This window comes from Pantanalinema rosaneae CENA516, assembly GCF_050753385.1.
GTDB classification, from domain to species: domain Bacteria; phylum Cyanobacteriota; class Cyanobacteriia; order Leptolyngbyales; family Leptolyngbyaceae; genus Pantanalinema; species Pantanalinema rosaneae.
On the sequence record NZ_JBLZFZ010000001.1, the window covers coordinates 72,016 to 97,441 of the forward strand.

At 47.1% G+C, this 25,426-nt stretch carries 18 protein-coding genes; 9 read left to right on the forward strand and 9 right to left on the reverse strand.

Going from position 1 to position 25,426, the window contains the following annotated elements:
* Positions 1 to 194: 194 nt before the first annotated feature.
* From ilvD to ACN4EK_RS00220, 3 genes are all read right to left on the reverse strand, one after another.
* The gene (gene ilvD / locus ACN4EK_RS00210; protein WP_431655300.1) at positions 195 to 2,039 is read right to left on the reverse strand and encodes a dihydroxy-acid dehydratase; all 1,845 of its coding nucleotides are present in this window, start codon (positions 2,037 to 2,039) and stop codon (positions 195 to 197) included.
* 207 nt (positions 2,040 to 2,246) lie between these two features.
* Positions 2,247 to 3,248: a hypothetical protein gene (locus tag ACN4EK_RS00215; protein ID WP_431655301.1), complete on the reverse strand. Its 1,002-nt coding sequence runs from the start codon at positions 3,246 to 3,248 to the stop codon at positions 2,247 to 2,249.
* Positions 3,249 to 3,304: 56 nt separating this feature from the next.
* A complete protein-coding gene (locus ACN4EK_RS00220; RefSeq protein WP_431655303.1) occupies positions 3,305 to 7,372 on the reverse strand; it encodes a UvrD-helicase domain-containing protein in 4,068 nt (1,355 codons plus the stop codon).
* Between the two features lie 353 nt (positions 7,373 to 7,725).
* Between ACN4EK_RS00220 and ACN4EK_RS00225 the strand changes: the two genes are divergently transcribed.
* The 3 genes from ACN4EK_RS00225 (at position 7,726) to ACN4EK_RS00235 (ending at position 11,165) form a co-directional block, all read left to right on the forward strand.
* Positions 7,726 to 8,622, forward strand: a complete 897-nt coding sequence (locus ACN4EK_RS00225) for an isoaspartyl peptidase/L-asparaginase family protein (RefSeq protein WP_431655304.1) — start codon at positions 7,726 to 7,728, stop codon at positions 8,620 to 8,622.
* 127 nt (positions 8,623 to 8,749) lie between these two features.
* Positions 8,750 to 9,787, forward strand: coding sequence for an IS5 family transposase (locus ACN4EK_RS00230; RefSeq protein ID WP_431655305.1), 1,038 nt, complete (start codon positions 8,750 to 8,752; stop codon positions 9,785 to 9,787).
* 337 nt (positions 9,788 to 10,124) lie between these two features.
* Positions 10,125 to 11,165 (forward strand): ATP-grasp domain-containing protein, encoded by a 1,041-nt coding sequence (locus ACN4EK_RS00235; protein WP_431655306.1) that lies wholly within the window; start codon positions 10,125 to 10,127, stop codon positions 11,163 to 11,165.
* A 287-nt stretch (positions 11,166 to 11,452) separates the two neighbouring features.
* On the opposite strand, the gene ACN4EK_RS00240 is transcribed toward ACN4EK_RS00235, so the two are convergent.
* The 3 genes from ACN4EK_RS00240 to rppA form a co-directional block, all read right to left on the reverse strand.
* Positions 11,453 to 12,157, reverse strand: coding sequence for a cytochrome b/b6 domain-containing protein (locus ACN4EK_RS00240; protein WP_431655307.1), 705 nt, complete (start codon positions 12,155 to 12,157; stop codon positions 11,453 to 11,455).
* Positions 12,158 to 12,639: 482 nt separating this feature from the next.
* Positions 12,640 to 13,998 carry a two-component system sensor histidine kinase RppB gene (gene rppB, locus ACN4EK_RS00245; protein ID WP_431655308.1) on the reverse strand — a complete coding sequence of 453 codons (1,359 nt, stop codon included), beginning with the start codon at positions 13,996 to 13,998 and terminating at the stop codon, positions 12,640 to 12,642.
* A complete protein-coding gene (gene rppA, locus ACN4EK_RS00250) occupies positions 13,988 to 14,689 on the reverse strand; it encodes a two-component system response regulator RppA (protein ID WP_431655309.1) in 702 nt (233 codons plus the stop codon). The genes rppB and rppA overlap by 11 nt, the downstream gene beginning before the upstream one ends.
* A 255-nt stretch (positions 14,690 to 14,944) precedes the next feature.
* On the opposite strand from rppA, the gene ACN4EK_RS00255 reads away from it, so the two are divergent.
* The 5 genes from ACN4EK_RS00255 (at position 14,945) to ACN4EK_RS00275 (ending at position 20,860) form a co-directional block, all read left to right on the forward strand.
* Positions 14,945 to 16,531, forward strand: a complete 1,587-nt coding sequence (locus tag ACN4EK_RS00255) for a DUF6798 domain-containing protein (protein ID WP_431655310.1) — start codon at positions 14,945 to 14,947, stop codon at positions 16,529 to 16,531.
* Positions 16,532 to 17,223: 692 nt separating this feature from the next.
* Positions 17,224 to 17,478, forward strand: coding sequence for a hypothetical protein (locus ACN4EK_RS00260; RefSeq protein WP_431655311.1), 255 nt, complete (start codon positions 17,224 to 17,226; stop codon positions 17,476 to 17,478).
* Positions 17,479 to 17,802: 324 nt separating this feature from the next.
* On the forward strand, positions 17,803 to 18,702 hold the full coding sequence (locus ACN4EK_RS00265) for a transposase family protein (protein WP_431655312.1): 900 nt from the start codon (positions 17,803 to 17,805) through the stop codon (positions 18,700 to 18,702).
* 102 nt (positions 18,703 to 18,804) lie between these two features.
* The gene (locus ACN4EK_RS00270) at positions 18,805 to 18,960 is read left to right on the forward strand and encodes a hypothetical protein (RefSeq protein WP_431655313.1); all 156 of its coding nucleotides are present in this window, start codon (positions 18,805 to 18,807) and stop codon (positions 18,958 to 18,960) included.
* A gap of 52 nt (positions 18,961 to 19,012) precedes the next feature.
* The gene (locus ACN4EK_RS00275; RefSeq protein WP_431655314.1) at positions 19,013 to 20,860 is read left to right on the forward strand and encodes a vWA domain-containing protein; all 1,848 of its coding nucleotides are present in this window, start codon (positions 19,013 to 19,015) and stop codon (positions 20,858 to 20,860) included.
* Positions 20,861 to 20,877: 17 nt separating this feature from the next.
* Here the strand turns inward: ACN4EK_RS00275 and ACN4EK_RS00280 are convergent, their stop codons facing one another.
* From ACN4EK_RS00280 to ACN4EK_RS00290, 3 genes are all read right to left on the reverse strand, one after another.
* The gene (locus tag ACN4EK_RS00280; protein ID WP_431655315.1) at positions 20,878 to 21,579 is read right to left on the reverse strand and encodes a DUF6745 domain-containing protein; all 702 of its coding nucleotides are present in this window, start codon (positions 21,577 to 21,579) and stop codon (positions 20,878 to 20,880) included.
* The gene (locus ACN4EK_RS00285; protein WP_431655316.1) at positions 21,579 to 21,917 is read right to left on the reverse strand and encodes a hypothetical protein; all 339 of its coding nucleotides are present in this window, start codon (positions 21,915 to 21,917) and stop codon (positions 21,579 to 21,581) included. The genes ACN4EK_RS00280 and ACN4EK_RS00285 overlap by 1 nt, the downstream gene beginning before the upstream one ends.
* Positions 21,918 to 22,169: 252 nt before the next feature.
* Positions 22,170 to 23,639, reverse strand: coding sequence for a CheR family methyltransferase (locus ACN4EK_RS00290; RefSeq protein ID WP_431655317.1), 1,470 nt, complete (start codon positions 23,637 to 23,639; stop codon positions 22,170 to 22,172).
* Between the two features lie 351 nt (positions 23,640 to 23,990).
* Here ACN4EK_RS00290 and ACN4EK_RS00295 point away from each other — a divergent pair, with 351 nt between their 5' ends.
* A complete protein-coding gene (locus ACN4EK_RS00295; RefSeq protein WP_431655318.1) occupies positions 23,991 to 25,379 on the forward strand; it encodes an aldehyde dehydrogenase in 1,389 nt (462 codons plus the stop codon).
* Positions 25,380 to 25,426 lie beyond the last annotated feature (47 nt).

Here is a 25,426-nt window from a genome sequence, read left to right on the forward strand (position 1 = left end):
GCGTAGGGGCGTGGCATTCGGTAAAAAGTCCTTGCCATTGTCCCAAAAATCTCTGCCGCATGCCGCGCCCGTACAAAGAGATGCGGAGTTATTTAATTCCCATTCCTACATGTTCCAATTAAAGGCAATGGGGATGCTGAAACTGTTGTCTCAGCATCCCTAAACCTTCAGATTCAAGTTGAGTGTGCTACCGGTTAATTGAGCATCTCCAGGTTACGCACCGCCCCTTGATCCGCACTGGTTGCCAGAAGAGCATAGGCTTTCAGGGCGGCTGTCACCCGTCGCTGTCGGGGCTGAGCCGGTTTCCAGGCATCCTTACCCTTCGCTTCCATTGCTACCCGCCGATTGGCTAATTCTTCCGTCGATAGGTCAGCATTGATCCGGCGATTAGGAATGTCGATCAAGATGCGATCGCCATCCTGTACCAGCGCTATGTTGCCACCGGCTGCTGCTTCCGGCGACACATGCCCGATCGATAGCCCCGACGTGCCCCCCGAGAACCGACCATCGGTTAACAGCGCACAGACCTTGCCTAGCTCCTTAGATTTCAGGTAGCTGGTGGGATACAGCATTTCCTGCATCCCGGGGCCGCCCCGTGGACCTTCGTAGCGAATGATTACCACATCTCCCGGTTGGACTTCGTCATTCAGAATGCCTTTAACTGCCGCATCCTGACTTTCATAGATCCGGGCTTTGCCTTCAAACACCAGAATACTTTCGTCTACGCCAGCCGTTTTCACGATGCAACCGCGTTCTGCTAAGTTGCCGTAGAGTACCGCCAGTCCCCCTTCAGTGCTGTAAGCATTTTCGAGGCGACGGATACAGCCGTTCTCGCGATCGAGGTCAAGGGAGTCCCAGCGAGTCGATTGACTGAAGGCTTGTTGGGTGGGAATGCCAGCAGGCCCCGCTTTGAAGAAGGTATGCACAGCCGCGTCATTAGTCCGCATGACATCCCAGCGATCAAGGGCTGCTTTCATCGTTGGACTGTGAACGGTTGGTATATCCGTGTGGAGCAGTCCCGCCCGATCCAACTCGCCCAGAATCCCCGGAATCCCACCCGCTCGGTGAACATCCTCAATGTGATATTTCTGGGTGTTAGGAGCAACCTTACAGAGTTGGGGAACTCTACGCGACAGGCGATCGATGTCTACCATCGTAAAATCGACCCCTGCCTCATGCACAGCCGCCAGCAAGTGCAGAATGGTGTTTGTCGAGCCACCCATGGCAATGTCTAACGCCACCGCATTTTCAAAGGCTTTGACACTCGCGATCGAACGTGGGAGGACGGATTCATCGCCCTGCTCGTAGTAGCGCCGGGTAATGCTGACAACGGTGCGTGCCGCATTCAGGAATAAATCCTTGCGATCGAAATGGGTTGCCAGCACCGTACCATTACCCGGTAACGACAGCCCGATCGCTTCAGTTAAACAATTCATGGAATTGGCGGTGAACATGCCGGAGCAAGAGCCACAGGTCGGACAGGCAGACCGCTCATACTCTTCCACCACCTGATCGCTGATTTTGTCGTTAGCCGCCGCCACCATAGCATCAACCAAGTCCAGTTTATGCTCAGCCAGCTTCGTCTTCCCCGCTTCCATCGGGCCACCGGAGACAAACACGGCGGGAATGTTCAGCCGTAGAGCCGCCATCAACATCCCAGGGGTGATTTTGTCGCAGTTGGAAATGCAGACCAGAGCATCGGCACAATGGGCATTCACCATGTACTCGACTGAATCCGCAATGATCTCGCGGGAGGGCAGGCTATAGAGCATCCCGTCATGCCCCATCGCGATACCATCATCTACCGCGATCGTATTGAATTCCTTGGCTACGCCACCCGCCGCTTCAATCTCACGGCACACTAACTGCCCCAGATCCTTCAAGTGAACATGTCCGGGGACAAATTGCGTGAACGAGTTGGCAACGGCAATGATGGGCTTCTCAAAATCTTCAGTTTGCATTCCGGTGGCACGCCAGAGGGCACGGGCACCGGCCATATTGCGTCCTTGAGTGGAGGTTTTCGATCGATAGGTCGGCATGGCGTAGTCTACTCGTCTTAGAGCGGTGATCGAGTTTAGAAGGGGATGTCACCCGAGCAGGTCAAGGGTAGGCAGTAACCCTACCGTTGGATAACGGGATAACAAACAGCAACTCAACCTGTAATCTATCATGGGGGCAAGAAACTTGTCTGAAGAAACCTGGAGACAAGGCGGCAAGACCGGCAATCATTTCATCTCCTTCAGCCATCAATCCAGTATCGCTACAATTTCCTCCACAGTAAGCTGCGAGGGCGTATTCCAGGGAGAACCGCCAACGGTACGTCGTCCGCCCCAGGCTCCTGAATCCGGATCTTTGGTTTGCTCGGCGGCACTCAAGCGATCGAAGGTTCCCTGAGTAAAATCAAGGCAAGGCTGTTCTGGATGCAGGGGAATGCTCCCTAACGTATATTGGATACCACCCACCCGATGATCGCGCATGGTAATGGCTTCGGGGCGGAGAGTAGCCGTCGATGACTCATGCACCCTGAGAATCGCCTGATAGAACGACCGGGGATCGATCGCATGGCTGGTACTGGTTTGATCGCAGACCGCCACATCCCCGCGATCGGTCTTGATAAACCGAATCCGCTCCTCCTCTATCAACATTTCGGCATCGGCGGCGATCTGTTGCCAGTAATCATCTGCCTCACCCTGTTGTCCCGGATAGGGACAATCACCCTTTGCCGCTGCCATCAACCACTCGGTTCCCCGCCGAAAGGCTTCCGAGGAGTAAGCGTCCCAATCGGCATCGCTCCACTCTTTGCGTTCATGGGGTAATCCCAGATCGGCAGCAATCCCTTCACTGACATTCTTTAACGCAACAACGGCTTTCGCCGCAAACTCAGCATAGGACTGCAAGGCATCCGGTACGGTCAGGTGGTCACAATCCCAGGCGATCGCTTGCAACCGGGCGATCGTTTCTGGGGTCAACACCTCACGCGGCAATTGCACCCATGCCGCCGCACAGCAAGCATCGGCATCTACCATCGTGGTGACAAAGCAAGGGGGCTGATCCGTCGCATAGGCATCTAGATAAGTAGCGCGATCGGGTAAGGGAATTTCATCAATTTGGACATCGGCTCCCCCAGGACGATGATGATCCCAATGCAGATCGCCAGGTTTGGCTTGCCAATCGGGGACGGTGCCATCCACCATAATAACCTGGTGGTCAGTAGGCAGATGTTCGGCTTGGGTAGTGACAAGGTACATAAAACCACAGTGGCAGACAAAAATTCGAGGATAGAAGCAAATCTATTGACTGATCGCTACTCCGTTGATGCTTGACGCAGGTACTGTAAGAATTTTAGATAATGGCTCACCTGTTGTAACTCGGCTAAATTAAGTTCGCCCAGAGAATGTTGAATTTGCTCGCGTAACTGTGCTTCTTCCCAGGAACGATCATCGCCAGAGTCCATAGGAGTTAGGTAGGGCAGCGATAACGGCAGGGTGGGGATGTCTAGAGTTAATTGGTTCAAATGAATGCCCCATGCCTGTGCCTGCCGATCGCGTTCTTGCCGATGCCGCTGGGCTTCTCTCACTTTACCGCGATGCTCTAAAAACTCGGCTTGGTTGCCTTTCACCACTAACCACCGTTGTTGAATAAAGGTTTGACCCGATCGGGAAAGCTGCGGGTGTTCCAGCAACCGTTCCAATAACGGCAAGGCAGAACGGTACTCGCCAATTTTTTCGATCGCCACACACGCCTCTAAAATTCTGGCTTCCGTTGCCTGCCAGGTTGGGGTAGCCGTGGTTTGCGTCACAAATTGACTCAAGAGATCACGCTGTTGCCTGACTGTCGCTGGTGTCAGGTTAACATCATACGCCATCCGTTCGATCACTTTCAGGCGATCGGCATCCGGCAAATTGGATTGCTGACAAAGTTTCACTGCCGCTAACCACTGCCCCGTCTGGAGTTCCAGGTCTAACCATTCCGTTGATCGTTGGGTTTGGCGACAGGCTTGCCGCAGGTAGGAAAGTTGGGTTGCCCATTTACCCGCGATCGGTCGATCGTGCTCCTGCCAAAGCTGAATCATGCGATCGTACATCTGGGCTTCAGCCAACCACGGGATATTCTCTGGAGGTAAGGTTATTTCCGCTTTCGCGATGCAGTAGTCGGGATGTTGGGTATAATTTTGTGTGTCCCAAAGCGCCAAAGCAGCCGCAAAATCACCCATTTGGAAGAGACATTTCCCAGCTAGATTCAGCGTCTCTGGAGCAGCAAAGCCAACTTCAGCCGATATCTGAAGCACTTCGCTCCAGATCTGCCATGCGGCTGTCATTAGGGATTGAGGCTGATTCAATATCTGGGTAATTGCCTGACGGTAGCGATCGATCACTGCCCTCCAGGTGTGATCGCCCCGTTGGTGATGCCAGGACACATCTTGCCTGAGGAAATGCGAAAAGTCTGTCACCGCATCGGGTGAAATGCGCTCACCTTCAGTTGCCAACATAAACTGCACAACAGGTTGCAACTCGGCTTGAGGAGCCAGGGGATAATGCAGCAGCCAGTCTGACAAATCACGCCAGCATTGTCCTGCCCAAAAACACTGCCAGGCTTGTTGCTGGGGCAGCAATTCCGGATCGCTGAGGGTATCGATCGCCATGAAGGCGCGACCGGCGGTTTGCAGTTGGTTTTCCAGTCTGAAAATCCAGGCTTTGCAGTAGTTGACCTCTGCGGTCATACCCGCTTTTTGATAATAGAAAATGGCTGTTTCCAGATTATGGACATTATGATTTTCAATCGCCGTGAGCAACCATTGTTTGCCATTAAGCTGGAGATCTACTTGAGTCAGCCCCCGCAAGTTAATCGGCTGAATATTAGTATTAAGATTGTCTCTCCACTGCTCCAGGTAAGCAGAGCGTCGTTGTTTCTGTTGAGACGTGAGTGCCATGCGGCTTAACCAAAGCTGGATATTTCTGTCTCCAGCCTCCTGCCATAAACAGCGATCGCCCTCTGCCGTATCCACGATCGCCAAATAGCCAGTCGAACGACTGACAGCAACATACAGTTTATTTAAAAAATACTCTAGTTGGAGATTATTAGTGGGATTGGTGAGAGATTGTAAGGGTCTACCGTTAAAGTGTCTGAAGTAATATTCACCGAAAAAACAGACGACCACTGGAGACAGTTCCAACCCCTTTAAACCAACGGGAGTGTAAACGGTGGGGGGAATTTGCCCAGTTCTGACCGTGGGAAAAACATCGCTGAGTATAGCTGTGCGTTGTAAAAATTCCAATTCTCCGCCCTCATCACAGGGTAAGAGGAAAATGGCACCACTTTCAGCCAGTCTTCTCAACTCCATGGAGGTTAAGTTGTTGTGCAAAATTCCCTTTTGCGGCTGGTTATCGCTTCTTTTCCACCAGGGTTCCTGAGGTTCTAGAGTTTTCAGATCAAATAACGTCCGTCGCCAAAGATGAATACAATTCGTAAACTTAACGACCGCCGCCGGAGAACGGTAGTTTTGTCGCAGTTCATGCAGGATCAGGCGTTCCGAGTCCAGGTGACGCGAATTATCGGGATCGAGCGGGGTTAAGACTTTTTCGTAGAAACTAGCACAAAACCCTGTCCAGCTAAATCCGGTGGGATTCAGAGTTTGCAAGGGATCACCCGCAAAGGCAAAGGGAAGACTATTCACAACGATCGGCAATTGATATTGTGACCAGATTGATAACCGGAGGATCAATTGAAATTCGATCCGCGTAAAATCCTGAGCTTCATCACAAAAGATCGCCGCATAATGGGCAGGGGCGATCGTCCCATTGGCGATCGCTTTTAATACGGCTCGGGCTAAATCCTGATCATCCCACAGTCGATCGCGTTGACATTGCTCTCGATACCATTGCCAAACTTCATCGTAGATTCTTTTAAAGTTTTCATTCGTTACTTTTTTATATTTTTTATTAATCTCCTCTTGGTACTCTTCTACACTGAGATAATCCTGATGGTCATCAATAAAGTGATAGCCTTTAATATAAGTTCGGATCGTATGCCAGCATTCCTCAGCACTAAATTTTTTATTAGAAAATGATCTATTATAACGTTGCTTAAATTCGTGAAAAGATATATAGTTTCTCCGAGCAAATTGTGGCAATTCTGCATCCGGTAAACAACTGAGCAAGAATGTTTGCAACGTTTGAAAACAGTGATCTAATGCTTCAAGTTCAGAGGCTTGAAACCGTTTTCTACTCATATAGTACGCATGACTCATCAGAATCCGCCGTACCGTATCGCGAGCCTTTTCGGTCAAGCGATCGCTGTAGGTCAAAAACAACGGTTGGACTAAAAGGGTTGTCTGAGCAGAATCTGAAAGCTGCTGGAGATACAGTTCGCAGTAGTACGCAAAGGCATAATGCAGCATCGTAGACTTACCACTGCCTGCCCTACCGTTGATGAACGCCGGAAAGGTCATGTGATGCAGGAGTTCCTCTTCTTCCCCAGACAACGCTAAGTTTGTATTGGGTTCTAACTCTACAGCCTGCCAATGTTCAAGATCAATCGCAATATAGTCGGGATAGGAGCGGTGGACATATCGACTCAGTTCCCTTGCCGTCAATCGACTTAGTTGATTATGAGCCACATTGCTCCCAAACAATCTTAAGGTATTGCCCACATTTCCAACTTCTGCTTCCGTTGGTTTAGACTCAAACGCTTGCAGTAAAAATAGAATTTCCCGTTGGGGATCATCCGGCGGACGAACTCGGCTAAATAAGACACACAACTCCGTCTCGGGATCACTACAGATCTGCACATTGCTAAACCGACGGGTTGGTTCGATGATGTAGTGTGCCTCTGCCGTTGCAAATAGCAAATGTTCAACAATGCCATAAATTGTTGTCAAATACTGAGAGTAAGGCGAATTATCAGGTTGAAACAGCTTGACCCATAGCTGACTTTCAAAGACTACCGTATCCCCCCGATCGTCACGTCGCATCAACACTGGGCGATCGAGCCAGGGATACAGGTGTTTGGGGAGAGGGCGCTTCGCGATCGGCTGCACCTGCTTTCGTCGTTCCAGGTACGCCGTCAGAGAACTGAGATCAATATGATGTTGCTCCCATTTCGCCGGATCATCTAAGAACTCACGATATTCACTGCCACCTCGTAGCAGAATATGGGTCAAGCACAATACCTGATCCTCCCCAAACAGCTTTAGGGTAGCAATCAGACGTAAATTACTCTTCATGCGTCTGATCCAGAGCGGAAAGCGGATATCAAATAAGAGATTAAATAATGAGGCATCGGCTTCAATGCGATCGCGTAAGGCTTCGATAGCTTTGATCACTCCCTGACGTTGTGCGGCTGTTTCCACCTCTGGCGATACATAAACATACATACAAATAACCTCTCAACAAAGTAATTAGAGTGTTGTTAAAGAACTTCGACCTAATTTCTTCTAGCGTATGATTAGAATTCCCTATTTTTACTTAGGGTTAACGGGAATTGGCTAGTTGATATACATACTACCTTTGAGTTCAGCCCAGCTTATGCCTTAAGTCAGCTCAGAGTGATTCCTAGGATGGAGATGCTAGTAGAACTGATTGTCTACACTACAAAACAACAATATGGACTATTGCAGTTAACCTGGACAGTTGAATCACCAGGGAAATCCGTAGCTGCGATCGTGAATCGTTAAAATAAATTCCCAATTTCACTAGATAAATTCTCTTCAAGCCAAAAATATTTGATATGAAACCCGTCATTATTGTGCATGGTGGAGCCAAAACTATCTCAGCCGATAAAATAGCGGCGAATCAAGGAGGATGCCGAGCCGCCGTGGAAGCTGGGTGGCAGATATTGCAGCAGGGTGGTAGTGCGATCGCGGCAGTAGAAGCTGCCATTCAGGTGTTGGAATCTGACCAAACGTTCAATGCGGGCTTCGGCTCAACCATGAATAGTGAGGGAGAGGTAGAAGTCGATGCCGCCATCATGGAAGGAGCAAAGCTGGCGTGGGGAGGTGTTGCGGCTATCCAGGGAGTGCGCCATCCAATTGCTGTTGCCCGCAAAATTATGGACGATCGCCCTCGATTGTTAGTAGCGCGGAGTGGAGAACGATTTGCGCTGGAACATGGGGTAGAGGTGGGTGCCAAAGCTGATCTGATCAGCGAAGAACAGTACGAGGAATGGCAACAGGAGGCTAAAGTTGTCGATCGTCCTAATACCGTAGGCTGTGCTGCCCTGGATAGGGATGGGAATCTAGTTGCTGGGACATCAACAGGAGGCACTACCGGACAACCCCAAGGTCGTGTGGGAGATACTGCGTTAGTCGGCTGTGGGTTATATGCCGACAACCGTTTAGGGGCTTGCTCAACTACTGGAGATGGTGAATCGATTATCCCTGTGGTGTTGGCAAAAACCGCGATCGATGCGTTAGCGGGAGGTCGGCATCCTGATGAAGCAGCTCAGTACGCGATCGCCACGTTAGTCGATCGTGTTGAGGGGGAAGCCGGTTGTATTGTGCTAGACCGCCAGGGACGAATCGGTTGGGCATACAACTCACAACACATGGCTGTGGCTTATATGACCACTGAATTATCCGAGCCTGCCGTATTTATTCACAAAGATCAACCGTTAGCGATCGCGTAACCATTGGACTATGGAGCCTCATCCCTTTCAGTTCTTCCAAGGGGCACCTCGAAAAATCGAAAAAAGGATGTCTCATTCTGAGATCAGAGAGATAAGATAGCAGCAGTCAGGCCATCCAAGGACAGCAATGGGACAACAAGGGTTCTGGGATTTAGAACAGCGCCAGCAAGAATTAGCCGCCAAGAAAAGCACTTTAGAAGATTTAGACCGGTTAATTCCGTGGGAATCGTTTCGGGCACAACTTGCCGTGATCCATGACAAACCGCGCAAAAGCAACGCTGGACGCAAGCCTATGGATGTGATTTTGATGTTTAAGCTGTTAGTGTTACAGCAGTTGTACAACATCAGTGACGAAGCGTTGGAATATCAAGTCAAAGACCGACTCTCGTTCATGCGATTTTTGGGGTTAGGAATTGAAGATTCGGTGCCGGATGCGACCACAGTGTGGTTATTTCGTCAGCAGTTGCAAGCGCATCAATTAGTAGAGCCGTTGTTTGAGTCCTTTGGAGAATACTTAAGCGCGCAAGGCTATCAAGCCCAAGGGGGGCAAATTATTGATGCGACCTTGATCCCGGTGCCAAAACAGCACTTTGACCAGGATGAAAAAGCCCATCTGGAGGCTGGAAAAAGGCCACCCCAATGGCAAGAGAATCCGCATCAGGGGGCACAAAAAGATGGCGATGCGACCTGGACGAAGAAAAACGGCAAGAGTTACTTCGGCTATAAGGATCACCTGAGTATTGATGCCAACCATGGCTTTATTCGTCGCTATGCCGTGACCGATGCCGCCGTGCACGATAGTCAAGCCTTCACGGCAGTGCTCGATGCTGACAATGAAGGCGATGAGGTGTGGGCGGACAGTGCCTATCGTTCCGTCGCCCTCGAAGGGTTGCTCGTGGTCTTAACCTTCATCAGTCACATCCATGAACGCGCCTATCGCAATCGCCCCTTAAGCGAGGAACAAAAAGCCGCCAACCGAGAGCGCTCTCAAACCCGGGCCAAGGTCGAGCATGTCTTTGGGGCTTGGGTGATGCAAATGGGTGGCAAACTGGTACGCTCGATTGGACTGGAGCGGGCTAAGGTGCAGTTAGGGTTGAAGAATTTGACTTACAACTTCCTGCGTTTGGTCTTCTGGCAAACACGCCCGGTTGAAGCTGACGGATAGATCTATCCAACATCCGGCATGGCAGCAAGTGGAGCGGAGAATCCACAGCAGATTTGACGGCATAGAGGACTGATAATCGACTTTGAGACTGGAATGAGACTTGAAATTTGTAAAACCTCAATTAATCGAGGTTCCCCAAGGAAATTCTCTTTCAGATTTATTTGCCCAGGACATTCAAGATCAATGCTATGTCTTAGTGTTAAATTACCCAGCGACTGCCAGTTGGGCTGCCTATCCCAATACCAAAACATACTTTTTGCAAGATGGCAGTAGTGAATCGACGAAAACATCATTTGATAAGATCTGCTAGAAAGAACCCTGGAAAAATTTGGCGGTTTTGGGTGACAGACTACCCGGTGTAGTGATCAATCCACCGCCCAGTTTGCTGATGCAATATTGGCAGGATTATTTTAGCTGTAGCAATCGACAGCTAGAGATGTTAGATTGCTCTACCTATTTGGATGATCTTAGCCAGAGCGATCGTATCGATCGGGTGATCACTCTCTTTCCTTTTGACCACTTGCGACCCGAGAAACACGCGGTTAACGCAGCAGTTCATTATCGTCTACTCAGTAAGGCAACGCTGGCTCATTTAGGAGTGTCCTGTCCCAATTATCAAACCTATCATTTGCATGAAGTCAGCCTTGAACAAATTCAACTGCCCACTCAGTTTCCCTATTTGATTAAAACATCCCACGGGCTTTCAGGTGAGGGAACTTACATTATTCGTAGCTCTAGTGATCTGAATTATTGCTTAACAGAACTGAGAAAATATTTGAAGATTAATTTACTCAAAACAATTATCGTCTCAGAGTTCGTTAGGTATGAAGTGAACAATTACTGTGTACAATTTTATATTGATCAGCAAGGAAAAATTACTTTAATTGGGGTGACGCAACAATTAGTTAGTCCAGAAGGCAACTATTTAGGCGGCGTGATTGACTATACCAATGATTTAAGCAAGTTTTTGGAGATGATTACTAAGGTGGGGAAATATGCCCATCAACAAGGTTATTTTGGTGTCATCGGGTTTGATGTTTTAGAGGATCGAGATGGTCAACTGTACGCGATCGATGCTAATTTCCGCATCAACGGTTCTACACCACTCTGTCTTCAACGTCACCAGCTCTTGAAGGTGAATAAAGCGATCGCGAAATACTCCAGTAGCTATCGTATGGAAGGAACCCTGGACTCAATTTTGACTACTTTAAAGCCGCAGCTAGAACGCCAGGATTTTTTAATTCTTTCAGCCTTGGAGAAAGTTAAATATGGCAAAATCTATACGGAAATTTACGGCATTGTCGCTGGGGAAACATTTCAGAACATGCAGCAAATTGAACAAGATTTACATCGTCAAGGATTGCAACTAGCGAGTTAACTCTTAGAGGATGTTTTAAAGGTATCAAGGTAATTGTACTAGATCCCTTTCCAGGATGCCGTCAGGCTATATTTTGGGGACTTTAAATACCGCGTTCCCCCCAGAATTGGGGGGCTAGGGGGGCAAAATGCCGGATCTTGAGGTCGTTGAAAAGACGTGTGTACACGGTAGCCTAGAATTGGGGGCTAGGGGGCAGTTCAGGCAATAATTCCACGATTCAGGGTAGCCTTAGTAGGGAATTCTAGCCGCAGTACCACTAAACGCTTTGGCGGAAATATTGATTGCAATCACGTAAGTAGTGGAATAATCCAGGCGGCAACAAGGCTAAGTAAAATAGCCATTTCAAGCACCACTAGAATACGGGGAGATTGAAACCAGGTTGACCAGGAGCCTTTCTGAAACCTAGTCCACCATTGAGAAAGATGATTTGACCAAAGCTTAGGACTATCTTGATCGCGAAACTGCCAATTTAGCATGGATAGCAACACTGGTACTCCCCCAACTCTTGCATTTATCAACAGATGAAGGGCGATCGCCACCACCATTATTACCCAACCAATCAAGTGGGCATAATACCAGGCATGGTTTAATTCTCCTTTTGGCAACCACGTTTCATCCATCATCTTGCCGCTAAAGAGTGCAAAAGTTAAGGCAAGGAGAGCCAATGTGTTGGTGAAACGGTTCAATGTGTACCACCAAATAGGTGCTCCAACCTGTGCCAACTTGGTGAACGAATCAGGTTGAACGAGTCGTTTCTGCCCACGATGGAAGGCATAGATCACAAATGCAGGAAAGATCAACAAAGTCCATAAACCAAACGTTCCATGAATTCCTTCTATGTCTCTATAAGACGGCAGGGGGATTCTTCCCCAACGACCATCATAGGTATCGTAAGTCCAAAAAGCCGTCAAAATCGCAGCTACTAAAAACAGTCCCGTGAATCCGTGCAGAATGCGAAGCAGGAGCGGTTGGTAGGGTTGAGTCAATTTCATGTCAGCAATGAATGGCAAATATGCTGTAGTAATAGTCTAAACAAACAATGGTTAGTCGCCTAAAAGAGCTATTAAGTTACTTTTAACACTATTAGTTATAAAAAATCAAATTATGAAGCAAAAATGAACAGCAATGAAGCTTGAAACAAACTAGTTTATGTTGCGAGTAAAACCTTAAATGCTTGTTTAATTAATCTTTTTATTCAGCACAAAAGATAACACTAAATACTAATAAATTACAACCCATCAAAATTTTATTCAAGCTTTATTTCAATTAGAATTTACTAAAATCAGGAAAATTAAAAAATAAGATATAGCAACAAAAAGAAAATTATGCGCTTTTTAATACTAAAGCACCTTAAAAATCTTATTAAAATTGTGACTATTCTAGCGTTAGACAGCATTAGATTTAGTTATCTAATACTATGTAAGTTCGAAGCAAATTTTTGTACTAATTTTGACATCATCTCATCTAAGATTTTTCATGATTTTTTGACAAGTGGCAGGCGAATAGTAAATACGCTACCTTTGCCAGGTTTGCTGCAAACGTGTATCGTTCCTTGATGCGATTGTACGATCGTTTGTACGATCGCTAATCCTAATCCCGCTCCGCCTCGTTGCCGTGAACGTTCGCGGTCAACGCGATAGAAACGATTGAAGATTTTAACCTGTTCTTCCGGTGTAATGCCAATTCCAGTATCTTGTACCTGAATTAGAGCTTGAGTAGAATAGGATGTGAGGGTGACTATCACCTGCCCTTTCGCAGGGGTGTATTGAAGAGCATTGCTGAGTAGGTTAAAAATCGCTCGATAGAGCTGTTCTGGATCACCTTTAACCTGAAGTTGATGATATTTGGGTAACTCTACGGATAGGCTAATTTCTGTAGACAGCGCGATCGCTGCAAATTCATCGATCGCTTCTTGAATAATGGTATTAAGGCAGCAGACTGTAGGCTGGATAGAACTGACCTGACCAATTTGGCAAAGCGTCAAGAGATCTTGAACTAATTTGGAGAGGCGAGAACTTTGCCGATTGACAATGTAAAGTGTTTTCTTTGCATCATCAGTAGACAAATTTTCAGAGCGAAGTGCTGTTTGCACCATAGCTCGTAACGCTGCCAGTGGTGTTCGTAATTCATGGGCTGCATCAGCCGTAAACTGTTCCATTTGCTCATAAGACTGGCGGATTGGTTGTATCGCTAACCCTGCTAGCCACCAACTACAAGCTCCCGCCATCATGATTGCCATGATGATCACAGCAGTCAGTAGAAGCTCAATTTGGAATAAATAAATATCTAGACCATTCAGCGATCGTGCGATCTGAATGGTGCCCCAAGCTGTTTGAGTTTGCGTATGTAAAGGATAACTCTCTAGTTGATAGTAATGCCCCTGCCCATCCTGCCCTTGCTGCCAAAGGATTGGATTATTGCAGATTGCCTTAGTTTGAGGAAACTGAAGGATGGCAACGGGTTGCTGAGAGAGGTTAAGAAACCGGATACAATAATCGTTTTGCATTAACTCGTATAAACTTGTAACCTCAGAGTGGGCAGGACGAGCCGCTTGAGGGTCGCGTTCTAAAACACAGTTTTTATTTGACAGACATAGCCCCGGCATCAGCATGAACGCTTGAGGCTCAAGCTGTCCAGGACGTTCGAGAGCAGATTCAATTCGATTTTCCAACTGATACGCCAACTCTTGCATGTCCTGCGTCAGATAGAGCCAGAGGGTATGACCAATTAGCTGATAAATCGCAAATCCACAAAGTACCAAAATGAGTGCCATCACACCGGTGTACCAGGCGGCTAAACGCTGTCGCGTCAGATGAAACGGTTTATTTTGCATATTTAGGATGAATGCGATAGCCCATGCTTGGTATAGTTTCAATCAAGTCCTGACAGCCGTGTTCAGCTAGCTTACGTCGTAACAGCTTCATTTGTGCAGCAACCACATTACTAGCAACCTCGGTATCCGCCTCCCAAATCTGGTACAACAATTGCTCTCCCGCCACAATTTGCCGAGGGTGGTTCATGAAATATTCCAGCAGTTGAAACTCTTTCTTAGTCAGTTTGATCAACTGTAGGTTCTTCTCTGAATCCTCATAGTAGACTGCTCGATTTGTGTAATTAAGCAGAATACTACCCAACTGTAACTGCTGCGTCGGTAAAGATGGAGATCGGCGTTGTAAAGCACGTAAACGCGCTAATAGTTCTTCCATTTCAAACGGTTTAATCAGATAATCATCTGCTCCAGCATCAAGCCCAGCAACCTTATCTTTCGTTCGATCCTTCGCCGTCAGCATCAAGACGGGAAGTGAATAATTCTGCTGTCGAAGCCGGTGACACAACTCAATGCCCGTCACTCCTGGTAATAACCAATCGATAATTGCGATCGTGTATTGCATCCAACGGTTCTCAAGGTACGCCCATCCTTCGTTGCCATCCTGAGTCCAATCCACTACATATTTTTCCTGTTTCAATGCCCATTTAATAGCAGTACCTAAATCTAGTTCGTCTTCAACTAGCAAAACCTTCATAGCAAGTTGCCGGGAATGACTGATCAGCAATTCTAGCTTTTATTTTACCAATCTCAAAATTTCATCGAAATTTCATTGCGACTTTTCACCATAGAGATCAGCCTGTCAACCCAATCCGTCTGAATCTGAAAATCGCATTTTTGCAATTTAACCAGATACAGACCGAAAGCCTTATGCATGGGTAATTCCATCTATTGAATTGGGTAGGAACTAAGACACGTATAGGTTGATTTCATCTCTTAGCTTTACATGGGTTTGACCAATAAGTTACCACACAGTATTTATCGAATTGGACAAGTGCTTACAGTTTTGGCATTCATTAGCCTGAAGTTACTGCTCGACGATAATATGGGCATGACAAATGAGGTTGATGTTTTACCGCTCGCCAAACAGTTCGCTAATTCAACTTGGATTGCAGAGGACTGGTATCTCAATCAATCTCCAGGCTATCGACTGCTGTTTGCCCTTCTATTTGGCAAACTTATTGTTGCCTGGGGTTTCTTAGCAACATCTATCGTGGGGAGGTTAATCTGTTACGGATTGGTAGCACTAGGGCTAGTGTTAATTGGAGAGTGCTTGGGACTCACCTTGCCGTTACTGCTAACTGCCATTGGACTATTCCTCTATAGCAGCCCCAATCAAGGGATTGCTGCACAAGAATGGTTGGTCAGAAGTTTGGAGGCAAAGGCAATTGCCTACGGGCTAGTGCTGCTGGCTATCTACTACCTGTTGAGGCAGAAATATCCCACTGTGGCTCTATTTCTGGGACTAGCAACATCATTCCATGTTCTAGTGGGTGGCTGGGCAACTCTGATAGTCTTTGCACAGGTGATGATTAAGTATCAGTTTCAATTCAGCAAGTTCGATCGTCTCCATGAGATAGGGCTAATTTATTTACTATCCAGTTTTTTTGCTATCCCTCCAGTTATAGCTCAACTATTCTCAACTATAGAGTTACATACGATTCCTCCATCGTTCATTTATGTATTTCTCAGATTACCCCATCACCTTAATCCGGCTTCCTGGGAACCACTTTGGGGTCTACGTTTAGTGAGTTGCCTCTTCTGCCTTTTACTGAGTATGAAAGTGCTGCATCGGCATCAAAAAAATTGGCAAATGCAACAGTATCAGGCTCAAGTTGATCTATTTCAATTGACGCTGATCAGCCTTGTCCCTTTTGTCGCTGGTCTAGCGATCGCACCATTCGACTCCCAGGGAAGTTGGTTACAATTTTATCCATTTCGTGTCGGTGATGTCTTGCTACCGCTAAATACTTGGCTACTCCTTGCCTGTGCTGTTCAAAGCTTTGTAGCTCCACAAAAGGCTATCCAACTAACCTGTATTAGCTGGCTTGTCTTTACATGCAGCTTACAGCTTCCTACCTTTCAAGCCCAGGTTGCCGCGCTAAATCAGTTTCCTAATCGCCACCCAGAATTCATTGCTTTATGTAATTGGGTAAAAACTCAAACTCCAACCGATGCTATTATCATTTCCCCACCTGTCGAATTCGTTGAGTTTAATTGGCTAGCAGAACGTTCTACGATCGCCAACTATAAGCTGCTTCCCCAGACTAAAACACGAATTATTGAGTGGTATGAACGTTTAGCAGACTTAAGTGGTGGTACGTTTCCAAAACCCGCTTTAGCTCGAACCAGAGATCCTCGCAAAAATATAAGAAAACAGTTAACTCAGGGTTACAAGCAGTTGAAGCTCAAACAAGTGAAAAACTTAGTCAGAAAATATTCAGCAAGTTATCTCATCACCACAGCCGACCATAGGCTAGAATTACCGATCGCCTATCAAAATAATCGCTATATTCTTTATAAAGCATCAAATGGATAAGATTGTCTATACAATTTGGCTAATGGTAGTATTACGACAGTTAGAGGACGTTTGAAAAGTCACAATCGTTACCTGAACTGCCCCCCTAAATCCCCCAATTCTGAGGGGAACCGGATTCAAAGTCCCCCAGAATTGGGGGATTTAGGGGGCTAGTACAATCGTTTTGATACTTTTAAAACATCCTCTTAGCCTCTATTAACCACCCTTACTAATAGAATCTTCAAAGCATCCCTCAAACTCTATATACAGGCAATACAGTAAATTTTTACAAAAACCCTACTCCTAAGAGTGTTGAGATAAAATTTACACGATCGATGAAACTATGCTTCAAACATAATAAAAGCCTTTTAATCATCCTCTCGTCCCCACATCCCGTTGCCAATTTACCTGAAGTTAAGTGAGCGACTTGTAACTTATCGAACAAAGCAACGCTACATATAGCAGTCCTAAACCAGCCGTGAGGATGGCTCGATTATTCGTCGGTTATCGTTACTTTTCCCAGATAACCCAAGCCGAAGAACCGTTTTCTTTAGAGCTTGCACCAATTACCCAGGATGACGATAGACCTTAAGTGTCCGATCCTAGAATGGGAATTCATTCTCAAGCTAGATGCTAACCTAACTATCAAATTCATATTGTTAGGGCACCTGGAGTTAACAGGCTCGTAACACTAAACCTTCTTCAAAAAAACTATGCAATTTCAAATCGAGTGTAATCCTGCTCCATTTCAGAAACAACTATGCTTGATCTGTGAGAGTGTGTTTGAGGTCGCAGAAGCAAAGGTAATTGCTTGTAACGATCAAGGGAAATCCTATGGTGAGGTATGCCCCCATTGTTTAAAGCAAGGATTTGATTGGTTAAGCGATCGCTTTGACCGCTTGCATCATCACCAGAAATTAGAGGTTGTTTACCCGACTCGAACTGAAAAGCTGCCTGTCAGTGCGTGAAATGTATCCGCCGAAGTAATAATCCTACTGCGATCGCACCTCATTCGTATCATTTAGGGAGCATGTATAGTTCATAGTGCTGCTTGAACAGACAGAATGAAGTGCGATCGTCATTGTCATCAGCGAGTTAGTTGCATTTCATTATCAGGACAAGATTCATGCACATTCATCATCTCAATTGTGGTTGCATGTGCCCAATCGGAGGAGCCTTATTCGATGGCTTTAGTCGTGGTCTGACCGCCCATCTAGTCTGTCACTGTCTACTGATTAGACTTGTTGCGGAATAGGAGATAATCAAGATAACTTCATCGAGTTTGAGCCTGCATGATCAACCTCCATCGTGCCTTGAATAACGAGCGTTTGCTGCGTGCTCTGACCGGTCTAAACCGGAAAGCTTTTGATGAGCTATTGCCAGCGTTTAATCAGGCATGGGATGCCCAAATGCGAGCGCAGGTGCGACAACGTGCCCCGGGGGGAGGACAAGCGGACAAAGCTCGATTGTCGAGTATGTCAGAGAAACTGTTCTACATCTTGTTCTACTTCAAGTGTTACCCCACCTTTGATGTGGCGGGATTTCTGTTTGACTTTGACCGGAGCCAAGCCCACCGCTGGATGCACCGACTGCAACCGATACTCGAAGCAGCCCTGGGGCAAACGATGGTACTGCCGGAACGAAAACTCGAACGGATTGAGCAGTTTTTGCAACGCTACCCGGAAGTCAAAGAAGTGATGATTGATGGGACAGAGCGACCGATTGCTCGTCCAAAAGACCAAGAGCGGCAACAGGAGCATTATTCGGGAAAAAAGCGGCGATACACTCGGAAGCATCTGGTGGCGGTGGATGAAGGCAAACGGGTATTGGTACTCACTCAAGCCCGAGAGGGAAAAGTGCATGATAAGCGGTTGCTCGATGAGGTAGAGATGGTTGAGGGAATTCCCGATGAGATTGTGATTGCCGTCGATTTAGGCTTTTTAGGGTTACAGAAGGAGTATGAGAACATTGAGATGCCTCACAAGAAACCGCGAGGAGGCAGCCTCAGCGAAGAGCAGAAACAAGAGAATCGTGAGAAAAGTAGTCGGCGGGTGCGATGCGAGAATGCATTTGCGGGAGTGAAACGATACAGGATCGTCAGCGATGTGTACAGAAATCGTGTGAGCGATTTTGATGACCGTTCGATGTTGACCGCAACGGGTCTATGGAACTTCTATTTGATGGCCGCTTAACTTCGACGGAAGTAACAAGAGCAGCGCATTTCCCTTAAAAATTCTTATTCCGCAACAAGTCTATTGAAACCAATCAAGGATTAGTATTGATCGATACAGGCTATGGAAGTCGATCGCACTGCCCGATTGAGTAATCAAGAGCGGTTGCGGCAGTTAGTTTGCGATCGGGGTCAAGAGGTAAACCTATTTTGTAGCCACGATGCTCTTGAGTTCAAATCTCTGGCGCAAAAACCCTATCCTGCAAACTTTGTCTCTTAGCTGGGAATAATAAAGTCGTAATCAATCATCAGTCACCCGGAGGAGGGTTGAGATGCTTAGGACAAGTTACGACTTTGATCAGGCGATTCTTCCGACAGGCGCTGCATCTAAGGTTAATATTCTGCTAAGGTTTCGGGCGGATCTGCCTGAATCTCCCCGCCGGAAGCTGAATCTTTCTCTGGTGATCGATCGTTCTGGTTCGATGGCAGGCGCACCCCTATATCATGCCCTGAAAGCGGCTGAATCCGTAGTCGATCAACTGGAGCCTGATGACACCCTCTCAGTCGTGGTATATGACGATGCAATAGACACACCCGTCCCCCCTCAATCGGTCACGGATAAAGCAACGCTCAAAGCCGCGATCGGTCAGGTACAGGCAGGGGGCATTACTAACCTATCGGGGGGCTGGCTGAAGGGCTGCGAGTATGTGAAGACACACTTTGATCCCCAGAAGATCAACCGAGTGCTGCTCCTCACGGATGGTCATGCCAATATGGGGATCCAAGATCCGCGTGTCTTAACGACTACATCTGGACAAAAAGCCGAAGAAGGAGTGGTCACAACCACCCTAGGATTTGCCCAGGGATTTAATGAAGATCTGCTGATTGGAATGGCAAGAGCCGCGAATGGGAATTTCTACTTTATCCAAAGCATTGATGAAGCAACGGAAGTATTTAGCATTGAGCTAGACAGTCTCCGAGCAGTGGTCGGACAAAATTTAGTGGTTACGCTCGAATTAGCCAATGGAGTCAACCTGGTTGATATTTTAAGTTTGGCTCAGGTGAGCCAGAATGATGCTGGGGCAACGGTGATTACCTTAGGAGAGCTATACGAGGGGGAAGATAAACTCCTGGGGTTAAGCGTCGAACTCCCAGCCGCTGCGATCGGTGAGTTACCAGTGATGACGCTGCACTATAGTGCTGATGTCGTGCAAGATCAGGTGATTCGATCGGTGTCCGGTAGCGCCGAGGTTGTAGCTCAGATTGGCACGATCGAAGCTGCCGCCAGTGCCGCCTCTAGTCATATTTTGTTTGAGTTAAGTCACTTGACGATCGCCAAGGCAAAAGAAACAGCGCTTGATTGGGCAGAACAGGGTAAACATCAAGAAGCTGAACAAATGCTGCGATCGCTGATTCAAGAGTTACAAACTAAAGGATTAAACGAAAACTTTGAAATTGCCGAGGAAATTGATCAACTGGAATATTTTGCCAGTCGAATTGCTCAAAGAGCCTTAGGTAATGCGGGTCGGAAAGAATTGCGGGATCAGAGCTACCAAACCTTAACCCGCAACCGTACTGATCTCAGTGGTCGCGGGGTCACGGCTGGGGATGAAGTGTATGCCATGCCTACAGTGAGCGACGTGGGCTCAGGGATTGAACTCCACTGTGTCCGGGAGGGTGGTAAGCTGCGGGTTAAGGTGATGTCTGAGGGCTACGATCCGGCGAAGAATGTGCAATTTCCCCGAGCCATGCGGGCGGAGGGAGCCCGGTATGTAGTTGAAGGGCTAGAACCCTCTAGCGATGGTAGTTTCTATCGAGTGCAGGGCAGTATTACTCGCTTTGTCAAACCCGGTGAAGCAGATATCTTTGTTGCCCCTCGCCAGTCCAGACCGAGAAGTAGCGGTAAAGCATCTACAGGACCCGCCAGCGCGGCTGATCTGCCGACGACGGATACTGTAGGAGATGGCATTCTAGTGCAATGTGTGAAAGAGGGCAGCAAACTGCGTGCCAGAGTCGTTTCAGATGCCTACGAGCCGGATTGGAATATGCGATTCCCTCGATCGGTTCGGGAAGAGGGCATGTTGTATGTGGTGGATGAGGTGAAAACTGCACCGGATGGCAAATCCTATATTGCCTGTGGTGAAATTAAGCGCTTTGTGCAACCAACGGTCACAAGTTAAACCACAATTGATTCCCTCTATGCCTCAATTAGGGGATGATAATCGTCTGGGTTGTCAAATCCGGCAATCCAGGCGGCAGCTTGCCGACAACTCCGCATTTCCGGTGGAACGCGCAACACATGGGTATGTCCGGTGGATGGACAAACGACTTTTAACATCATTAAGGGTTCATCATCCTCAAACATGACACAGACTAATTGGCGTTCTCCCCCAGCGTCCCGATCGCGATCGCGCACGACTCCCCCCACTTGCTGTAAAAAGGTGTCGTATCCCAGCCGCTCAATTAAGATCCGCCGTAGTTCAACATTTTCGGTATTGAGAATATCCTGTCCGGTGATTGACTGCGACTCAAAAGCAATGCGATCGTTCACCGGCACTCCCCGCCAGCGCAGCACAAACCCATGTCCTGCGGGTAGCTGAGTAATTCCACTGCCTGCAAGTTCGATCCAATAGGTGACATGCAGCCCTGGCGGCAAGTTGGTTAAATTAATGCAATCACTAATATCCAGACTTTCGCAGGTCAGGTGATCCGGTAATTGGTAGAGATCGGCTACTCCATGCAAATCCAGATGTCCCAAAACACGCAGCCCAGACCAAGCCTGATGATGGAGGATCAATTGCCGAGCCCGATCGGCAGAAACAGTTACCTGCGGCGGTTCGAGTGAACGTGGTTTAGCTGACCTTCGAGGTACACGCCCATTCGACATAATCTTGAGCATTAGTCCATTACCTCAACGTAAGCTTCAGGACGGTATTCCCGTTGTCGCCAAACCCGATAAATCCCCTGCGGTAATTCAATTGCCTGATGCTCTTCATGAATTAAGGTGGCACTGGCAGCTTTGACTTCTACAAACAAGTGGCTTCCCTGTGCCCACAGTTGCACAGCATCAGCTTGCTGAAGGCGATGACTATGTCCGGTCAGTTCGCCATGCGCCAGGATGGTGCCGTCCTGTGGTTGCACCCCGATCGGTAGGCTGGCAATACGGCTGATCAACACATCACCATGCCTGTAAAGATCGCCAATCTGGCTGGTTCGGTGGTTGCGATGATTGAACATCTCTTGATTCTCTAGATGAATGAAGCAGCAGGCTTTTCCCTGAGTTCCTGATTCAGGTAGTCATAGTTAAATTCTAACCTATGCCCGAATGTCACTAAAATAACAATCCGAACCGCCCCCCAACCCCCAGTTCTGGGGGAGCCGAACCTCAAAGTCCCCCAAAGTTGGGGGCTGAAAGCCCTACGGGCATACCAGAAAAGGGGGCGATCAGAGTGAAGCGTGTCCTTAAGTCAGTGCCATTCACCTATGTCCCTACTCGTCGCGATCGTGAGGTGGTATCTGTTGACCCGTAAAATACATATCCTGATGCAAAACATCCAGTTCTTTCTGAACACTTTCCAGATCTCTATAAGCCAAACTGAGTTCAGACTTTGTTTTTTCTAACGTTTCAGAAACTCTGATTAATTCTAAGCGAGTAGTCTCTAGCTCTGATTTAAGTTGGTTGCATTGCTTGATTTCAACAAATGTCAAGGTTAATCCTAACAAGCAGCGTTTACAATCAAAAACCTGTGAAATAATAACATCAAAATATTTTATCTCTGTTGCTGCTGTCCACTCAACATTTTTCAGTACAAAAACATTCTGCCGAGATCCTAATGCTTGTACGAATGTACTAGGACTCATTAACTTAGCTAGTTCAAGTTCTTGAAACGGACAGATCCAATCATCCAACGTCAAGTGAAATAAGATTCTTGCCTGATCATTAACATGGAGTAAATAACCATTCGTATCAATAGCGAGATAAGCAGAAGCACTTGTTTCAACGGCAGCTTTCCAGAAATAACTTTGTATTGAAAATAAACTGGTTGGCTGCTGATCAGATTTAGAGGTTGCAGAGAGGTAGTCATCCAGGTCTAGCTCTAGCCCTTTGGTATAAACATGATGTCTGGAACTAATGGGGGTAAAAATTTGCCGACGCTTCACTAATGTTTCGGCCTTACCGAGACAGAGAAAACCCTTCGGTTTAAGGGCAAAATGGAAGCGAGATAAGATGGCGGTCTGAGTATTTGAATTAAAATAAATCAAGACATTACGACACATCAACAGATCCAGTCTGGAGATTGGAGCATTTCGGATCAAATCATGCTGTGAGAAGATCACTGTACGACGCAGGATGGGGTGAAAGCTGTAGCCTTCTTCAGTTTGCACAAAATATTTTTTCAATAGATCAGGAGTAATGTCAGCAACTTCTAACTCACTGTAAGTTGCCTGTCGTGCCTGGGCTAAAGCCAACGCATCAGCATCTGTGGCAAAACACCGAACGTGCTGCGAACATGCTTCTAAGCCTAATGCTTCAGCAAATAAGATAAGTAGACTATAAATCTCTTGCCCAGCCGCACAACCTGCACTCCAAATCCGGATTGGTTCATCCGGTTGTTTATTCGCAATAATTTGAGGAATGATTTCTGCGGCTAAATAACTCCAAATTTCCCGATCGCGGAAGAAGCTTGTAAAATTAATTAATACTTCATTGAGTAGTGCCAGATATTCTTGAGAATGACTCTGTAAATGTTGTAAGTACCCCTGATAAGTATCAATATTAATTATTTGCATCCGGTGCTGAAACCGTCGCATAAGACTAGAACGCTTGTATCCAGTTAAATCACACCCCTGAAAGTGTTTGAGGTAATCTAGCAGTGTTTCAAATTCTGGATTGACTTCACTTGTATCTGGCACACCATCATGTAAAGGATTCTTCTCAGAACGCATTTGAGCAGACATCTATTATCCTGATGATTAAATGAAAAGTGAGCATAACTATCTCTTACAAACGCCACCCTAATCTCATAGCCGACAGAAGACTATAGGTTAGATGGGCAATTGCTCTCAGCAACAGATTTTGATTTGATGGATGAATGTATCCTATCTTTAAACAGAAATTCCTGCTGGCATACCCGTCAAATACCTGCGATTACTCGAATAGTTCGGTGAGCGTTCGAGCCATTGAACAGGTTGGGGGATCCTTAGATCGTTCGAGGGCAGACAGCCCCTAAACCCCGAATGCTGCCATACCAGCGATAATGATGAATAGATTAAGTAAGGTATCTAAGAGTTCCTTATTAGAGGTTCATGATGACAGCTCAGGTAATCGCGTCTTCTATTCCCGATCGCGTTCAGCAACAGCGTCACTTTTTCAATACGGGTCAAACTAAACCGATCGCATTTCGCCTGGAGCAACTCAAGCGATTGAAGCAGGCAATTATCGATCGTCAGGATGCGATTCTGCAAGCCGCCCAAGCCGATTTGGGTAGACCAGCCTTTGAAGCCTACTTTGAGATTGCGACGCTGGCAGAAATTAATTTGGCGCTCAAGCAGTTAAAATCTTGGGTCAAACCTCGACAGGTTGCAACCTCGATCGATCAGTTTCCGGCTTCTGCCTGGGTACAACCAGAACCTTTAGGGGTTGTATTAATTATCGGCCCCTGGAACTACCCGTTCCAATTGATGATGTCACCCCTAATTGGCGCGATCGCGGCGGGTAACTGTGCCCTGCTCAAACCCTCGGAACACGCCCCCCATACCTCAACCGTAGTGGCAGACCTGATTCAATCCACCTTTGAGCCAGGTTATGTTGCTGTAGTCGAAGGAGATGCCAGGGTCAGCCAACAATTATTAGCAGAGAAATTTGACCATATCTTTTTCACAGGTGGTACAGCAATTGGCAAAATTGTCATGGCGGCGGCGGCTCAACACTTAACCCCCGTCACGTTAGAACTGGGTGGTAAAAGTCCCTGTATTGTCGATGCAGATGTGCGGTTGGATTACACCGCGAAACGCATTGTTTGGGGCAAGTTGATCAATGCAGGGCAGACTTGTATTGCTCCGGATTACCTCCTCGTCGATCGCCGGATTAAGCCCGCCTTAATCGAACAAATGCAACAATGGATTGAGGTATTTTATGGTGCCGATCCAGCCACCAGTTCCGATTATGGACGAATCATTAATTCCCACCACTTCAATCGCCTGATTGGTCTACTCCAGGATCAGACTCCAATCGTCGGTGGACAATTTGATCCTGAAACTCGCTACATTGCTCCAACGATTTTGGACAACGTGACCTGGGATGATGCCATTATGCAGGAGGAAATCTTTGGGCCTATTCTGCCGATCCTGACCTACGATGACCTGAATACCGCGATCGCCCAAATTAATTCACGACCTAAACCTCTTGCCCTGTATCTCTTCTCGAATAACCAGCAAACTCAAAATTATGTCTTGCAAGCCACATCATCAGGAGGGGTTTGTTTGAATGATACAGTCATGCAGGTTGGTGTGTTGGGATTGCCCTTCGGCGGTGTAGGTGAAAGTGGTCTGGGCAGCTACCACGGTAAAGCCAGCTTCGATACTTTTTCCCATCAAAAGAGTGTACTCAAGCGATCGCTCTGGCTCGATCTGGGGTGGCGCTATGCTCCTTACAAACCAGCCAAGCTGCAACAAATTAAGCGAATTGTGACCGGCTAATTGTCATTTTGTCCGTAGGTAGGTCAGCCACTCAAGCCTACGGACAT

What these genes read in the sequence shown, in the direction of transcription:
- ilvD (WP_431655300.1), bottom strand. Translation starts at nt 2,039, where the DNA reads ATGCCGACCTATCGATCGAAAACCTCCACTCAAGGACGCAATATGGCC.
- ACN4EK_RS00215 (WP_431655301.1), bottom strand. Translation starts at nt 3,248, where the DNA reads ATGTACCTTGTCACTACCCAAGCCGAACATCTGCCTACTGACCACCAG.
- ACN4EK_RS00220 (WP_431655303.1), bottom strand. Translation starts at nt 7,372, where the DNA reads ATGTATGTTTATGTATCGCCAGAGGTGGAAACAGCCGCACAACGTCAG.
- ACN4EK_RS00225 (WP_431655304.1), top strand. Translation starts at nt 7,726, where the DNA reads ATGAAACCCGTCATTATTGTGCATGGTGGAGCCAAAACTATCTCAGCC.
- ACN4EK_RS00230 (WP_431655305.1), top strand. Translation starts at nt 8,750, where the DNA reads ATGGGACAACAAGGGTTCTGGGATTTAGAACAGCGCCAGCAAGAATTA.
- ACN4EK_RS00240 (WP_431655307.1), bottom strand. Translation starts at nt 12,157, where the DNA reads ATGAAATTGACTCAACCCTACCAACCGCTCCTGCTTCGCATTCTGCAC.
- rppB (WP_431655308.1), bottom strand. Translation starts at nt 13,998, where the DNA reads ATGCAAAATAAACCGTTTCATCTGACGCGACAGCGTTTAGCCGCCTGG.
- rppA (WP_431655309.1), bottom strand. Translation starts at nt 14,689, where the DNA reads ATGAAGGTTTTGCTAGTTGAAGACGAACTAGATTTAGGTACTGCTATT.
- ACN4EK_RS00260 (WP_431655311.1), top strand. Translation starts at nt 17,224, where the DNA reads ATGCAATTTCAAATCGAGTGTAATCCTGCTCCATTTCAGAAACAACTA.
- ACN4EK_RS00265 (WP_431655312.1), top strand. Translation starts at nt 17,803, where the DNA reads ATGATCAACCTCCATCGTGCCTTGAATAACGAGCGTTTGCTGCGTGCT.
- ACN4EK_RS00270 (WP_431655313.1), top strand. Translation starts at nt 18,805, where the DNA reads ATGGAAGTCGATCGCACTGCCCGATTGAGTAATCAAGAGCGGTTGCGG.
- ACN4EK_RS00275 (WP_431655314.1), top strand. Translation starts at nt 19,013, where the DNA reads ATGCTTAGGACAAGTTACGACTTTGATCAGGCGATTCTTCCGACAGGC.
- ACN4EK_RS00280 (WP_431655315.1), bottom strand. Translation starts at nt 21,579, where the DNA reads ATGCTCAAGATTATGTCGAATGGGCGTGTACCTCGAAGGTCAGCTAAA.
- ACN4EK_RS00285 (WP_431655316.1), bottom strand. Translation starts at nt 21,917, where the DNA reads ATGTTCAATCATCGCAACCACCGAACCAGCCAGATTGGCGATCTTTAC.
- ACN4EK_RS00290 (WP_431655317.1), bottom strand. Translation starts at nt 23,639, where the DNA reads ATGTCTGCTCAAATGCGTTCTGAGAAGAATCCTTTACATGATGGTGTG.
- ACN4EK_RS00295 (WP_431655318.1), top strand. Translation starts at nt 23,991, where the DNA reads ATGACAGCTCAGGTAATCGCGTCTTCTATTCCCGATCGCGTTCAGCAA.